Source organism: Corynebacterium sp. HMSC30G07, from assembly GCF_001806945.1.
Taxonomy (GTDB): domain Bacteria; phylum Actinomycetota; class Actinomycetes; order Mycobacteriales; family Mycobacteriaceae; genus Corynebacterium; species Corynebacterium riegelii.
The window spans coordinates 21,600-36,378 of record NZ_KV786463.1 but is presented as its reverse complement, the minus strand read 5'-3'; the positions used below and the strand labels follow the sequence as shown (position 1 = coordinate 36,378).

Sequence of the window (14,779 nt, the reverse complement as noted above, 5' to 3'; positions counted from 1 at the left end):
TTTTTCGCCCAGGCGGAGCTCGACCGCAAACTAAAGTGATTGTGGACTTCCTCCGCACTCACCGGCACCTGTATTCCATCGAGCGGATGTGCCGCGTGCTCAATGAGCATGAATACGCTATTTCACCAGCAACGTTCTACCGCTTCCAGGCCCGTGGTTTCGGGCCCACCCCTGCCGAGCTGGATGAGGCTTACACCGCGCACCGGCTCTTTGAGCTGTGGCAGGCCAATCGGCGGGTCTACGGGCGACGAAAACTATGGAAAGCCGCCCACCGGGCAGGCTGGAACATCGGCCGTGACCAGGTGCAACGCCTCATGAATATCCTTGGAATCGCGGGTGTACTCCGACGCAAGACCACACGCACCACCGTTGCTGATTCCTCCGCCGAGCGTTTCCCGGATCGTATTCAACGGGCCTGGTCGCAGGCTCCGCGACCCACCACTGATCGGCGGATAGAGGCCGGACGGACTGAGCAGAGGCACGCTTGGTTTATTGGTGATGTGATTCCAGTAGGTATCTAGGCATTTTGTGTAGCGAGAGTTATTTTGAGTCCCAGGGCTTTCATGATTTTCGTGATAGCCGCAAAGGACGGGTTACCGTCTTTTGATAGTGACTTGTAGAGGGATTCACGGTTGAGTTGAGTCTCTTTAGCGAGCTGGCTCATGCCGTGTGCCCTTGCAATGTCACGCAAAACCACCTGTACGGTTTTCGTATCGCCGTCTTCGAGTGCGATAGCCAGGTAATCGTTCACTGCTTCTTGGCTATCGAGATATTTGCTTGCATCGAACGCTGAAAATGTTACTTCCTTCACGACTGTTCCTCCCTTACCTGTTGTGCGAGCTTTTGAGCGGTTCGAATATCTTTATCCTGGCTGGATTTATCTCCTCCGGCCAGCAGGAAAACCGTTATTGCGCCTAGTCGGGTGTAGTACACCCGATAGCCGGGCCCGAAATGAAATCTCATCTCGCTAACCTTCTCGCCAACGGGTTTGATGTCTCCAATCATTCTTCCGTGTGCTTCGCATCGGGCTATTGCATACAAAATGCGTCGCTGAGCATGTTTGTCTTTTAGCTCACCTAACCAGGCGTCAAACAAGCTGCTGGAAATGATCTCCACACGCCCAAGTGTAGCCTAAAAACTACATGGCTCAAGTGGGGGATACGCCTCTCATGGCTGACTCCTCTTTCGGTTTGGAGATTGGTGATGACGCCAGGGAAGCGTCTAAAGACGCTAAAGACGCATGCAGACTTGAGGGTGCGGTTGATCAGTTGAGGCCGAGATGGACGACATGTCCGCTACGACCCGGATCTTTGGTGAGGTATTCAAGGCCAACCTGGCGACTGAGGGACCACCACACCGCTTTTCGATTTTCGCGATGAAGCCACGCTCTCTCGAGCCTCAACTGTCAATGAACCAAACGGCGTTATTCTCGCAGCCCCTCCAAGATCCGCACCGTCTCCACCGCAACCCGAGTTACCTTGCCAATCAGATCCACGATGTAGCGCGGGTTGCCAACCTCATCGGCCCAATCGTTCGGGTCGTTGACAATCCCGGATGCCTTGTCCTTCTTCACCTGGTAGCGGTCAATCAACCACGCCAGCGCGGAACGCGAACCCAGCATGTACTCATCAGCCTCAGCCGGGATACCGGTGATGGTAACCCGCTTGTTGTAGATCAACTTGGTCACGTCGTTGACGTTCTTGTCGGTCTCTGGGTCCTTCTTACGTGCCCACTTCATCTTCAACACACGCCAGGTCTCCGGGTCGGACTCGTCGCCCTTGACCGCGATGTCCAGCGGGTACGGCTCCACATCCTCATACCCAACGTGCAGGTCCATGAGTTCCTTGCCGGCGCGCGCAAACTTGTCGAACTCTTCACGCGAACCCGGCGTTTCAATGTGCGGCAGCATCTTCTTCAAATCCGCCGCATACGCCTCCCGATAGTTCGGATCGTGCAGCTTGCCGTAAACGAAGTGGAAGATATCGTCACCGGTCACATCCGCACCCAGCGCGTCGCGGTAGAGCGCCTTGATCTCGTCGGTGATGTTGTCCTTGCGCACATACCCAGCAACGACCTCGCCGACCTGTCCATAGATCGAGGACTCGCCCTCGCTTATCGACGCCCCCTCGCCGAACAACCCACCATCTTCAGCGTCCACGGACTCCCAGGTGAAACGGGGGAAGAACTGGGCAGTGTAAGTAAAGAACGAAAGATCCGGGAGTACATCGGTAGCCAACAGTGCAAAAGGAACCGCTTCGCGTGGCGCCATCACATCAAACCCGATGTTGTGGTGCTGCTGCGTCGGGAACATCGACGGCAACCGGTACTGTCTATCGATCAATTCTTTCGCGAAGTAATTACGCTGTTTGAAAAATGGGCGGTACAACGAGGTGTACACACGGTTCAAATCAACCGCGATCTCTGTTCCGCGGGCTAACTCCTGTTTCAGGTTGACGTTCCATGAACCTTGCGTGCTGTCGACTAACGCAGGGTGCTGGGCAAACAACGCGTCGACACCCCGCTTATTTTCCTCAAACCCACCACTTCGCAACAGGTCTTGCGCTTGGCGGTAGTTCGCAACGTGCGTTCCGATGTTGTCTACGAGTTGGGCGGTTGAAGACGAATACGACCACGCATCACGGCCAGTTTTTAAGCCTGCGGAATAGACGTCAAAAAATGTCGTCACATTTTGATTCTTCTCGCCGATGACCGGCCAGGTTGCGAACTCATCACTGCGCTGGTTCAACCAGTCACCGTGCTGGTTCGGAGTGATTGAACGCCACTCAATCTGATCAACTGAGGCATTCTCTGCAAACTCCAGCTTCTCTTCACGCTTCTGATAATCAGCAGTCTGCGCATAATGCAGGTGGAACCCCGACTTGGAAGGATCCTTCACACCGATCAGTACGGCAACGCCAACCCGAATATCAAACACATTGCCGCCCTCACGTTTGGCTTGTTCACCAGCCATCCGAGAATTACCGCGCAGGTTCAACACGTACAGGTCCGTGAAATCCTCAGCCATCGACAAACGCACACCGTCGCTGGTGTTGCCATCAAGCCAACCAGCGTTTGCAATAAACGCCACGACACCTTGATCTCCAATTCGGTCGGTCGCCCACCGGAACGCACGCAGGTATGAGTCGTACAGGGAGTTCTTATTCGTCGCCGTTGACTTCGCCGCGTACGTCTCCGCGATACGTGCGTCCAGTGTTGGATACTTCAGATTCGCGTTGTTATCGTTCGCGCTCGTCTGCCCCACCGAGTATGGCGGGTTGCCCACGATGACATTGATCGGGGCTTCCTTTTGCCGAACGATGCGCTCGTTGTTGTTCCTGAATACCGTGAGGTCGAGAATGTCTCCTTCCTCGTGGATCTGGAACGTATCTGCAAGCGCGATGCCTTCGAAGGAAACATAACGGGGGGGGGGGCGCTTTCGCAGCGTTTAGCGGCTTCAGCCTGCAACGCGTTAAACGTCGTTTCGATATTGACTGCCGCCACGTAGTAGGCCAGCAGCATGATCTCGGTGGCGTGCAACTCGTTGGCGTACTTGCGGGCCAAATCCTTCGGATCGATCAACCCGGACTGCAGCAGGCGAACCATAAACGTGCCGGTGCCCGTAAACGGATCCAGGATGTGCACGCTCTCGTCCGTAAGCCCGCGGCCGAAGTGCTTCTTCGACACGTCATCGGCAGCGCGCAGGATAAAGTCCACGATCTCGACTGGGGTGTAGACAATGCCCAGCTTGTCGGCGTCACGCTTGAACGCTTTTTGGAAGAAGCGCTCGTAGAGCTCCTTGATCACCTGCTGCTTCCCGGACGCACTGGTGACTTCAGAAGCGCGCACACGCACTGAGGCGTAGAACTTCTCCAGCGAATCAGTCTCAGCATCGAGGTTGCTGTCGTCGAGGGCATCAACCATGCGCTGCATGACCTGGGAGACCGGATTATGGGCGGCGAAATCGTGATCGCTGAACAGGGCGTCAAATACCGGCGCGGTAATCAGGTGCTGGGAGAGCATGCTGATCGCCTCAGCGTCAGAGATTGAGTCGTTGAGGTTGTTGCGCAGGCCCTCAACAAAGCGCTCGAACTCCTGTTGAAGTGTCGGGCTGGCGTTTTCAAGGAGCTTGTTGATTCGGGTGATCTGGCTTTCCGCGATCACCGCCACATCGTCGGCCCAGTCTTCCCAGTAGGTTCGGGTGCCTACCTTGTCCACCAGCTTGGTGTAGATCGCTTCCTGCCACTGCTCAAGGGGGAACAACGCAACCTGCTGGGCGGTGAGCTCGTTCGAGTCAAAGCCGGCAACCTGATCGTGCTTATCCAGTTCGGCCTTGGCGTCCTTATCTTTACGCGGGTCCGTCACCGGGTCCACGACGATCGGCAGTTCATCCTGCAGGTTGTCGTTCAACGAGATCGAGTTGATCTTGGCGTTGAAGCGGTCATCATGCGCGCGAAGCGCGTTGAGGATCTGCCAGACTACCTTGAAACGCGTGTTGTCATTCAATGCCTCAGAAGGGGATTTCCCCGGTGGCACTGCCACGGGAAGGATGATGTAGCCGTAGTCCTTACCCTCAGACTTACGCATCACTCGGCCCACGGACTGCACCACATCCACCATGGAGTTGCGCGGGTTGAAGAAGATCACGGCGTCCAGGCCCGGCACGTCCACGCCCTCAGAGAGACAGCGGGCGTTGGTCAGGATGCGGGTTTCATCTTCCTCCATCGAGGCTTCCAGCCAGGAGATCTTCTTTCCGCGCTCCATGGCATTCATGCCGCCATCCACATGTTGGACGGCAACGGAAAGATCCACGTTGTGCAAGGAAACGTCATTAGTCGCGGCGTGCTCGTGCAGCGTTTCCTGGTGGCTGGCAATGAGCCCCGGGTAGGTGTTTGCAATCAGCTTGGAGGTTTTAATGTCCTTCGCAAACGCAACGGTGCGCCGCATCGGAGCAGCACCCTCATCAAAGCCGCCCTTGGTGCCCTGCAGTTTTCCGGAGCGTTTCGCCAAGGCATTCCACGCACCGATCATCGCTGACGCCGTGGTCAGGTTCATACCCTCTTGGGTGTTGCGGGCCATGGCTTCTGCGGCAACGTCCTCGTCCACGGTCATGACCAGGACCCGGTAATCAGTCAAAAGACCCTTGTCCACGGCCTCGCCGAAGCCTAGGCGGTGGAACTCCGGGCCATAAATCGCCTCATCATCCATGGACGCAATCTCGGCGGAGTGTTCTTCGGCTTTGGTCTTTACGGTGTCGTCGAAAAGCCGTGGCGTTGCGGTCATGTACAAACGGCGCGCAGCCTTGATGTAGTCGGCATCGTGGATACGCACAAAGTTCGACTCATCCGCACCCGCAAGCGTTACACCAGTTGTGCGGTGAGCCTCATCGCAGATGACCAAATCAAAGTCATCCAGGCCTTCCGCCAGTGCATCATGCACCGCGGGTAGTGATTGGTAAGTGGAAAACACCACGTTCAGCCCCTTGGCGCGCCTGCCGGATGCAAAGCGATCCGCAATGTCCTTGCCGTTGGTAGATACCGGCACCTCAAGGTCATAGGAAGCAATATCTTCTGCTTGGCGGCTGGCTTTGTTATCCGAGCACACCGCGAAGCTCTTCAGATCCAAGCGGGCTTGCGCAGTCCACTCCCGCAGCGTCTGTGCAAGCAGCGCAATGGAAGGTACGAGGAACAGCACGCGTGCGCGGCCGCCGTTGTCCTCCGCCACACGCTCTGCAAGCCTCAACGCCGTGAACGTTTTGCCCGTGCCGCAGGCCATGATTAGTTTGCCCCGGTCATGCGTGCGGAAACCATCCATGACCTTGTCAATTGCTTCCTGCTGGTGTGGACGCGGCTCAAATGTTTCACGACGCGACAGGTTGATGTGAATCTCCGAACCGGGAAACACCACATCCCAGTTCACTGGAGACTCCGCGATCTGGCTGTAACCAATACGGCTTGTGGGAATCTGCTGGTTTTCTAGCGCTGCCTCGGCGTGCTTCGACCACTTATCAGTTGTGGAAATGATGTAGCGGTGAGCAAAGTGCTCTACTGCAGACTCGGTTTCAAACGAGCGACCCGACGCCTCAAAAAACGAGTCGATGTTCTGCTTCTGAATACTGGTCGTGGGTTTGTAAAATTTCGCCTGGATGGCGACCCACTTACCGTCATCACGCCGGCGTGCCACCAGGTCAATACCGGTGTCCGTCTGGCCACCGTTGTAGCGCCACTTATCCCACCGACACACCTCATCAAACTCCGCAGACAGCACCGGATCCGTTTGGAAAAAGTTGACCATCAACTTCTCAAACGCAATGCCGTACTTGCCCTGGGGCTGGTTATCGCGGAGCTGATCGAGGACTTCACCGAATGAGGACATGCGCTACATTCTGCCCTGAACGCGCGGGGCTTTTGGCGTAAGGGGAAAGAAAAACTCCGGAGGGGAGCAGTTCATTCGGTTCAGAGCCTCATTGGGGATTTTCGACTTTATAGCCAGACTCTTTCCATCCTTTTTCGGACGCAGCTCCGAACTCACATATCAACAGTTCGATGACATCTGCTAGATGGAGGCGGAATTGAGAACCGCCCATTGGAAAGTGGATATCCTGCTGCTGCGCGGCAGTGTCGTATTTTCCCGCTCGGGCGAGCAACAAGCCGAGCGGGACTGAATCAGCATGGAATTGGAAGTGTGAATTTGGCTTGTTCCGAGCTTGCGACTCGTATTCGAAGCGTACGACAGGAACTGGTTTCTTAAGGGTGCGGAACTCGATTTTGAACGTACTTTTCTCTATCTCAAGCTGCCCTAACTGTTCGTCCAGACGCATCAAGTACTCGTAACGGAGAACGAGACGGTCACTGCCTGAATGGGCAATTGTTACGGGATGTGTTCCTTCTACGAAAGCCCGCACGCTCAAGGCTCTGAGAAGTGCGCGATGTCACGCTACTCCGTACCGCAGCCACATGCAGGCGTCGTATCTATCTAAAAGACGCTCTTCTTCGTACTCAATCGCGCCAGCATCTCGCAAGCGACGGAGATGTTCAACGGAGAGAGGAGCCATCTGTTCTTTCAAACTGGCAAGTTCTTGATCTAGATCCTCCGCAGTCCGGCGGATCGGGGCTGCAACTTCTCTCATGGCACCTCCATTCTCGATTCCTTTTCGTAAGAGTATAAGGGCAAGGAAGCGTGGGATGAAGTGTACGAACACAGTCAGATCCTGCTCTTAAATAACCTTGCATCACGTCCGACATGGGTACGCATGGCGGTAGAGCTGGCAAAGCTAGGATGGTGCGCAGAATCGTCGATGTTTCGCTGAGGAGTGAGACCCATGCGTTTTACCTACAAAGAAAATACGACGCTCGAGGGCCTCGTTTTGGAGAGGCCGCCGCATCTTGGTGAGATCCTTGCCGCCCAGTTTGCGATTGAGGACATTGAACTGGGCCTGCGGCCAGGCGAGCGCGTCACCCCGTTTCTGCGGTGGGTCGCTGATTATGGATCACCAGGTTTCAAAGTAGAACCCGTGGTGATTCAAAACCCTGAAGGGTAATCCACCGCGTCACTGAAGCGAAAGAGACTGTTGGCCTAATGGTAAAGAAAACCCCGTAAGGGTGCTGGTGGAGCGTCCTTACGGGGTGCGCGTGGTGGCGTCGATAAGCGAAAAAGCCCTAGTGCTTGTGCTCGCTGTGGTCCATGCCGCCGTGCTCGCCGTGGCCCAGGTCGCCGTAGTCCTCATCGCCCGGCAGCATGGTGCGGACGGCAACGTCCTTGACCTCGGCGGTGGTGCCGTCGGACAGCAACAGGGTCACATCGACGGTCTCACCTGCGGCGATCTCCGGTTCGTAGCCCATGATCATCAGGTGCTCGCCGCCCGGCTTCAGCTCAACCTGGCCGCCAGCCGGAATGGTGATGCCGCCCGGCTTCTCCTGCATGACGCCGTTGACTACCTCGTGGATCTCGTACATTGCGTCGCCCAGGGAGGTGGTGAAGCCGATGAGGGTGACGTCCTCATCGCGGTGGTTCTCCAACACGCCGAAGATGGCGGTCATGGTGGAGCCACCCTCAGCGTCCGCGGCAGCCTTCGCGCGCATGGTGCCGTCATGCAGGTGGACTTCACCCTCGCCCATCGCCTCTTCCTTCTCAGCAGCGCTCGTGCTTGCCGACGCCTCCGTGGACGCCTCAGCCGCCGAAGTCTCAGCAGCAGTGGTCTCAGCCGCAGTGGCAGCCGCTGCGTCCGTATCAGCGTTGTCGCTGGAGCATGCGGTCAGGGACAGTGCGATCGTTGCGGCGGTAACAAGTGCAAGTGCAGGGCGCTTCATAAAAACAGCTTCCTCCGTAGTTTCAGACCCAGATGGCTTCCGGGTGGTTGTTAATTAGTCGGATGGCGGCGCCGGGTAGTTCCCGAGCAGAAACTTTGGCTACCCCCGACGGTGGGGTTGCCGTTGGCGTTTTTGCTGGTAGTGAGGTCTGGACCCGCTTTTGCAACGGTTTTGGACCCGCTTTTGCAATTTCTAGAACATCTCACGCACGGCTGGGCGGTCCACCTTGCCGGGGCCCAACAGTGGCAGTGCCGGCACAGGTTTGAGGTCCTTCGGGATCTGCCAGCGGGGAAGTCGGCCGGTGGCGCTGAGCTCGTCGAGGTGATCCAGGATGTCCGCCACACTGGCGGAACCCGTATAGGCGGCGCAGATGCGCTGGCCAAGCCGGTAGTCATCAGTACCGACAACGCACGCGCCGGTTACTCCCGGGATTGCCAGCAGGACGCGTTCAAGGACCTCCGGGTGCAGCTTCAACCCGCCGGAATCGATCACGTTGTCAATGCGGCCGTGTATGCTCAGCACGCCGTTTTCCAACGTGCCCGCGTCGGACGTGCGAAACCACCCGCCCTGGAGGTCGGAGGCGGCATCCGGCGACGCCCCTCGGTAGCCACGCGACACCATCGGCCCACCAAGGCACACGCGTCCGTCCTCCACGCGGATGCGCGCGCCGGGGAGGGGGCGCCCGTCGTAGACACAGCCGCCGGAGGTTTCGCTGGAGCCATAGGTGGTGACCACGTTGATTCGCAGCTTGCGCGCAGATTCGAGAAGTTGTGGGTTGGTGGCGGCGCCGCCGATGAGGACGGCGTTGAAGCGTCGTAAAGCATCAATGCCCTGCAAAGTGGAAGTGGCCTTGGCCAGCTGCATCGGGGTCAGCGCGGTGTAGGTGCGCTCGCCGGTGTCGGCCAGCTCGTGGGTGCGAGCGGCGAACTCGGAGATGCTGAAACCGCCGGTCAGATCGATCGCGGCCGGCGTGACACCTGCGACCATGCTGCGCACCAACACCTGGATGCCCGCGATGTAGGCGGCCGGCATGGCAAGCAGCCACTGACCTTCGCCGCCCAGGGCCTGGTGGGTGGCATCCGCGCTGGAAATGAGGTTGGCGGCGGTGAGCATCGCACCCTTCGGAGTGCCCGTGGAGCCGGATGTGGCCACGACCAGGGCGATGTCATCGTCGATCGGCTGACCCACGCCCTGTGTGTTGCGCAGCAGGTTCGTGCGCGTCGGATCCTCGGCCGGAGTGGGCAACAGGGTGCGCTGGCCGGTCAGCGCCTCTTCGAGCGCCGGCATGAGCGTCAGTGGATCTGCCGGGTCAACAGGGAAAAGCTCAAGGATGTGCGTCACGTGGGATAAGGGTAGTTGGCTTAAATAAGTTCAGTGCGCCAGTTCTCAACTTCCAGGCCAGGCACTCGTTGGAATTCTCGTGTATTCGCAGTGACTAGCACGAGATCATTTGCTGAGGCTTGCGCAGCGATCCATAAGTCATTAGGTCCTATCGGCTGCCCGTTAGCCTCCAGTTGGGTACGAATCTCTGCGTACGCCGCTGCTTCGCGTTCATCAATACCAATCATGGTGTAGCTCTCTGCTAGAAGGCGTACTGCTTCAAGGGGTCGGTGTGATCGAGCCTTATTGGCTCCGACCAAAAGCTCCCCTAGGACGACGCTTGAAAGGCGGACATCATCGCAAGAGCATAGAGACATGCGGCGTATGACATTTTCGTCAGCGCTTCGAAGCACATCGATCCACACATTGGTATCCAACAGGTATGCCATGGTTAGTCCCATCCAGAAATAGGGTCCAGCGGCAATTCCTTTGGTTCTTCGAGGTCATCGGCCCAGTCCGGTGGGAACCCTGCCGTGATTTCGTTAACAACATCCATGGCGGACATTGGCCTCTCGGAAACGTAGAGGCGTTTCCCGATCTTCTTTAGCCAAACGGTATCCGAATCGAATCGAAACTCCTTGGGTATCCGTAAGGCTTGACTGTTTCCTGACATGAAGACCGTGGTTGGCACTGATGATGCCTGAGAGTTATCCGGCATAATCGCCTCCTTCGTATATACGCCAAAGTATATACGTGAAAGTGTGCACGCCCACTTCTTAAACCTTCCGTCGGCGACGCAGCCGCCGGAGTTGGCGACGACGAGGGCGACGACGAGGGCGATGGCACCCTCGCCAGACCCTAGGACACACCCCTAGTGCTGCCCCTTAGTGTGTGCGAGCTCACAACGGCGCTGGTCACGGAAATAGATATGACGTTATCGGTCACACAAGATCCCTTTCCTTGTGGTGTGGCACACAGTTTCCTATGGTGAGCAAAAACCGGCAGAAAGGACTGAGGCACCTTGAGTGACATCACCGTTTCCACACAGGGAGTATTCGCTCCCCTTCATTTCCCTGACTACCGGACGACGATTAAGCGCAACCCGGTCAATGACCTGGTTATGGTTACTCCGCGTCTGGGCGAGTTGACTGGCCCGGTTTTCGGCGGCTCCGAAATCGGCGAACTGAACAATGACCTCACCCTGGTCAACGGCGGCGAGGCGATTGGCCAGCGCATCCTGGTGCACGGCCGCGTGCTGGGCTGGGATGGCAAGCCGGTTCCCAACACCCTGGTTGAGGTTTGGCAGGCCAACGCTGCTGGCCGTTACCGCCACAAGAACGACAGCTGGCCAGCACCGCTGGACCCGCACTTTAACGGTGTCGGCCGCGTGCTCACGGATGAGAACGGCTACTACAGTTTCACCACGATCATGCCGGGTGCATATCCGTGGGGGAACCACCACAACGCGTGGCGCCCAGCCCACATCCACTTCTCCCTCTTCGGCCGCCAGTTCACTGAGCGCCTGGTTACCCAGATGTACTTCCCGGGCGATCCGATGTTCTTCCAGGACCCGATCTACAACGCGGTGCCGGAAGCCAGCCGTGAATCCATGATCGCAGTCTTTGACTATGACACGACCAGCCCGAACTGGGCTTTGGCCTACAAGTTCGACATCGTTCTGCGCGGTTCGATCCAGACCTACTTTGAAACGCCGCGCCACTAACGGCTGCGTAAAGCGAAGGAGACAGACATGATTGACACTGGAAAAACTGGTGAGTTCCGCTACCCGGTGCGCAGCACGTACCGCGATCAGGATGATGTTGAGTTTGGCCTGACCCCGTCGCAGACGGTTGGCCCGTACGTGCACATCGGCCTTGAGGTAGATGGCACGGAGCTGCTTGTAGATAAGGATGATCCGAACGCGGTTGAGGTCAGCTTCAGCGTGTTCGATGGCGACGGTGCTCCCGTTGCGGATGCAATGGTGGAGATCTGGCAGGCGGATCAGGACGGCAAGTTCAACACCGATTCGGTGGAAGGCTTCCGGGGCCTGGGCCGTGCGATGGCGGATGAGACCGGCACCGCGCGCTTTACCACCATCGTGCCGGGTGGCTACGAGGGCGAAGCGCCGCACCTGTTGGTTGGTGTGTTCGCCCGCGGCATTCTTGAGCGCCTGTACACGCGCCTCTACTTCCCGGAGGACACGGTAGCGTTGGAGGCAGATCCGGTGCTTTCGCAGCTGGATGCTTCCCGGCGCCCGCTGTTGATCGCCGAAGCTCGCGAAGGCGGCTACCACCTTGATATCCGCCTCCAGGACACTGACCCGGCGAAGGAAACGCCGTTCTTTTCCCTTTAACATGCAGGTAGACAGACACTCTCGCAATACCTACTCAGATCTCGCCTCGGGGTCACAGGGCTTTTTGCTTGACGACGCTTCATTGCTCACCGCCATCGTCACATTCGAGCGCGGCCTTGCGAATGCGGCCTTTTCCGTAGGCCGCATCTCTGAGGCGCAACGCGACGCTGCTGTTAACGCCATCGATGCCTATGAGCTTGATGTTTCCGAGGTTGCCCAGACATCTATCGGTGGCGCAAACCCGGCGATCCCGATCGTCGGGGCGTTGCGCGCGCTTGCCAAGGATGTGACCGGCGTGCACTACAAAGCAACAAGCCAAGACGCGATTGATAGCGCCTTGATGCTGCTGCTTCGCGGCGCAACTGGGCAGCTTAACGGCATCGCTGCCGAGTGCCGCGAGCTTCTGCGTGCCTTAGCAGAGCAGCACATTGCCACGCCGGTGATGGCGCGCACCCTTGGCCAGCAGGCGCTACCAACCACGTTTGGTGCGATCGCAGCAGGCTGGTTGGAGCAGTTCGTTGACGCTGCACAAGCAGTGCAGGCGTTGGCGTTTCCGCTGCAGTACGCCGGTCCGGTTGGCACCGTTTCTGGCGGGCTAGACACGCACGAGGCTCTGGCCAAGGAACTTGGCCTGGATCGCCAGCCGCTGGTCTGGCACACCAACCGCGCGCCGATGGTGGACATCGCGACCGCTATGGCGAAACTGTCCGGGGTGGTGGCGAAGATTACTGGTGACATTGTGCTGCACTCCGCCACCGAGGTAGCTGAACTTCGGGAGTCTGCGCCGGGCGGCTCCAGCTCTATGCCGCATAAGGCCAACCCCGCGGCCTCGATTGCCGCGCGCGGCTACGCCGCACGCATCCCAGGCCTGACCGCCACCATGCTCACTGCGCTTGATTGCCAGGCGCAGCGCGGCATTGGTTCGTGGCATTCGGAGTGGCAGACCATCCGAGAGATTGTTGCCGCAACCACAAGTTCAGTGCTTTTGCTGCGCCGCGCCCTTGACGGGCTGACCGTGGACACAGCAGCAATGGCGGCGAAGGTGCCCGAAAACGCAGATATTTCCGATGCGGAAACACTTGCGCGGCTTGTTTTAGACCGCGCGCTAGAAAGGACGAATCATGTCAGCTGATGACAACCTCTACGAGGAGGGCCGCAGGGCCGCCGCCGAGGTAGGGGACCGTAACCGCAGGGCTGTTCTTGGTAACGCCCACGTGGACCGTGCCGAAGCCAACAAGACCGAGGTGACCGAAAAGTTCCAGGACTTCATCACCCGCACCGCGTGGGGTGACATCTGGAACCGCGAGGGGCTCAACCACGAGGAGCGCCGCATGCTCACCATCGCGATTTTGACCGCGGTTGGCAACGACGGCGAGCTGGACATGCACATCCGTGCGGCCCTGCGCGCTGGCATTGATCCGGACCGCATCGGAGAGGTTCTGCTGCACACCGCCGTGTACGCAGGTGTGCCGAACAGTAATCACGGTTTCAAACTGCTGGCCAAGGCAGTTGCTGAGGAGGAGAACAAATAATGACCACCCGTCATGTTCCCGTTGCCATTATCGGTGCAGGCCCCGCTGGCTTGACCCTGTCACACCTTTTGCACCTTGATGGTGTGGAAAGCGTGGTGTTTGAAACCCGTACCCGCAAAGACGTGGAAGAAACCGTCCGCGCAGGCGTGCTTGAGCAGGGCACCCTGAACCTGATGCGCGCAACCGGCGTTGGTGAGCGCATGGAAAAGGAGGCGGATATTGATGAAGGTATTGAAATCTCCCTGGACGGGCACCGCACCCGCATTGGTCTGACTGAGCACACCGGCCACCACATGGCCGTGTACGCACAGCATGAGTACCTGAAGGACTTCATTGCCCGCAGGCTTGCAGACGGCGGCGAGATCCTCTTCGAAACCACCGTGGATTCCGTGATCGGTATCGACGGTGCTGCAGATGGTGACGTGTGCACCTTGCAGTACACCGACGCTGAGGGGACCCACACGCTGACCGCTGACTATGTGGTGGCCGTTGATGGTTCACGCTCCCAGTTCCGTGGCCTGATCCTGGAGCAGGAGGGTGCGATCCGTGCCCGCCACGACTACCCGTACGCATGGCTTGGCGTGCTGGTCCACGCACCGAAGACCAACCCGGAGCTGATCTACGCTACCCATGATGCTGGTTTTGCGCTGATTTCTACGCGTTCGGAAGGCGTGCAGCGCTACTACCTGCAGTGCAACCCGGAGGACACTGAGGAAGAGTGGCCGGATGAGCGCATCTGGGAAGAGCTGCACAAGCGTGTGGATTCCGAGGGTGTCACCGTGCAGGAAGGCGAGATCTTTGAAAAGTCGGTCCTGCGTTTCCGCTCCGCGGTGACCTCGCCGATGCAGCGTGGCCGTCTCTTCATCGCTGGCGACGCGGCCCACACCGTGCCGCCGACCGGCGCGAAGGGCCTCAACCTGGCAGTGGCGGACATTGCTGCGCTTGCACCAGGGCTTGTCCGTGCAGTGAAGGACAAGGACACCGAGCTGCTTGACCAATACTCCGACATCGCTCTGCCGCGTATCTGGAAGGCGCAGCACTTCTCCTACTGGATGTCCTCCATGCTGCACGCAATTCCTGGCGAGAGCCCGTTCGAGGCCGGCCGCCGCCGCGGCGAGCTGCGCTCCGTTCTGGAATCCGAAGCAGGCCGCAAGTACCTTGCCGAGCAGTACGTCGGCCGGGATCTGCCCACCTTTCCGGACAAGTAACACAACCCGTTTTTCACGCAGTTAATACATACCTAGTTAATAAGTAAGGAGGAGTGCCTG

The 14,779-nt window shown here is 58.3% G+C and carries 14 protein-coding genes and 1 pseudogene; 7 read left to right on the top strand and 8 right to left on the bottom strand.

Annotated features, from left to right (window positions below; all coding sequences use genetic code 11):
* A partial coding sequence (locus HMPREF3104_RS12740; protein WP_246816371.1) for an IS3 family transposase occupies positions 1 to 521 on the top strand: 521 nt, incomplete at its 5' end.
* Here HMPREF3104_RS12740 and HMPREF3104_RS06220 read toward each other — a convergent pair.
* The 4 genes and pseudogenes from HMPREF3104_RS06220 to HMPREF3104_RS06205 form a co-directional block, all read right to left on the bottom strand.
* Positions 518 to 811 (bottom strand): addiction module antidote protein, encoded by a 294-nt coding sequence (locus tag HMPREF3104_RS06220; RefSeq protein ID WP_070362126.1) that lies wholly within the window; start codon positions 809 to 811, stop codon positions 518 to 520. The genes HMPREF3104_RS12740 and HMPREF3104_RS06220 overlap by 4 nt on opposite strands.
* Complete coding sequence (locus HMPREF3104_RS06215; protein WP_070482101.1) at positions 808 to 1,116, bottom strand: type II toxin-antitoxin system RelE/ParE family toxin; 309 nt, start codon at positions 1,114 to 1,116, stop codon at positions 808 to 810. Before HMPREF3104_RS06215 ends, HMPREF3104_RS06220 begins: the two co-directional genes overlap by 4 nt.
* A gap of 307 nt (positions 1,117 to 1,423) precedes the next feature.
* Positions 1,424 to 6,372, bottom strand: a pseudogene (locus HMPREF3104_RS06210) (DEAD/DEAH box helicase).
* A gap of 88 nt (positions 6,373 to 6,460) precedes the next feature.
* Positions 6,461 to 6,817, bottom strand: a complete 357-nt coding sequence (locus tag HMPREF3104_RS06205) for a hypothetical protein (RefSeq protein WP_070494834.1) — start codon at positions 6,815 to 6,817, stop codon at positions 6,461 to 6,463.
* A gap of 501 nt (positions 6,818 to 7,318) precedes the next feature.
* Between HMPREF3104_RS06205 and HMPREF3104_RS06195 the strand changes: the two genes are divergently transcribed.
* Positions 7,319 to 7,537, top strand: coding sequence for a hypothetical protein (locus HMPREF3104_RS06195; protein WP_052205457.1), 219 nt, complete (start codon positions 7,319 to 7,321; stop codon positions 7,535 to 7,537).
* A gap of 118 nt (positions 7,538 to 7,655) precedes the next feature.
* On the opposite strand, the gene HMPREF3104_RS06190 is transcribed toward HMPREF3104_RS06195, so the two are convergent.
* The 4 genes from HMPREF3104_RS06190 to HMPREF3104_RS06180 all read right to left on the bottom strand — a co-directional run bounded on the left by HMPREF3104_RS06190 (position 7,656) and on the right by HMPREF3104_RS06180 (position 10,344).
* Positions 7,656 to 8,306: a copper chaperone PCu(A)C gene (locus HMPREF3104_RS06190; RefSeq protein WP_070494833.1), complete on the bottom strand. Its 651-nt coding sequence runs from the start codon at positions 8,304 to 8,306 to the stop codon at positions 7,656 to 7,658.
* Positions 8,307 to 8,498: 192 nt separating this feature from the next.
* On the bottom strand, positions 8,499 to 9,647 hold the full coding sequence (gene menE, locus HMPREF3104_RS06185; protein ID WP_083278970.1) for an o-succinylbenzoate--CoA ligase: 1,149 nt from the start codon (positions 9,645 to 9,647) through the stop codon (positions 8,499 to 8,501).
* Between the two features lie 20 nt (positions 9,648 to 9,667).
* Entirely contained in the window at positions 9,668 to 10,075 is a 408-nt protein-coding gene (locus tag HMPREF3104_RS12945) for a type II toxin-antitoxin system VapC family toxin (RefSeq protein ID WP_052205454.1), read from the bottom strand.
* Positions 10,076 to 10,077: 2 nt separating this feature from the next.
* The gene (locus HMPREF3104_RS06180; RefSeq protein ID WP_052205453.1) at positions 10,078 to 10,344 is read right to left on the bottom strand and encodes an antitoxin; all 267 of its coding nucleotides are present in this window, start codon (positions 10,342 to 10,344) and stop codon (positions 10,078 to 10,080) included.
* 303 nt (positions 10,345 to 10,647) lie between these two features.
* On the opposite strand from HMPREF3104_RS06180, the gene pcaH reads away from it, so the two are divergent.
* From pcaH to HMPREF3104_RS06155, 5 genes are all read left to right on the top strand, one after another.
* Positions 10,648 to 11,349: a protocatechuate 3,4-dioxygenase subunit beta gene (gene pcaH, locus HMPREF3104_RS06175; protein ID WP_070494832.1), complete on the top strand. Its 702-nt coding sequence runs from the start codon at positions 10,648 to 10,650 to the stop codon at positions 11,347 to 11,349.
* A 27-nt stretch (positions 11,350 to 11,376) separates the two neighbouring features.
* A complete protein-coding gene (gene pcaG, locus HMPREF3104_RS06170) occupies positions 11,377 to 11,979 on the top strand; it encodes a protocatechuate 3,4-dioxygenase subunit alpha (protein WP_070494831.1) in 603 nt (200 codons plus the stop codon).
* Between the two features lie 64 nt (positions 11,980 to 12,043).
* Positions 12,044 to 13,111 (top strand): lyase family protein, encoded by a 1,068-nt coding sequence (locus tag HMPREF3104_RS06165; protein WP_246816370.1) that lies wholly within the window; start codon positions 12,044 to 12,046, stop codon positions 13,109 to 13,111.
* Positions 13,101 to 13,511 (top strand): 4-carboxymuconolactone decarboxylase, encoded by a 411-nt coding sequence (pcaC, locus tag HMPREF3104_RS06160; RefSeq protein WP_052205449.1) that lies wholly within the window; start codon positions 13,101 to 13,103, stop codon positions 13,509 to 13,511. The genes HMPREF3104_RS06165 and pcaC overlap by 11 nt, the downstream gene beginning before the upstream one ends.
* Entirely contained in the window at positions 13,511 to 14,719 is a 1,209-nt protein-coding gene (locus HMPREF3104_RS06155; RefSeq protein WP_070494829.1) for a 4-hydroxybenzoate 3-monooxygenase, read from the top strand. The genes pcaC and HMPREF3104_RS06155 overlap by 1 nt, the downstream gene beginning before the upstream one ends.
* The last annotated feature ends 60 nt before the right edge of the window (positions 14,720 to 14,779 follow it).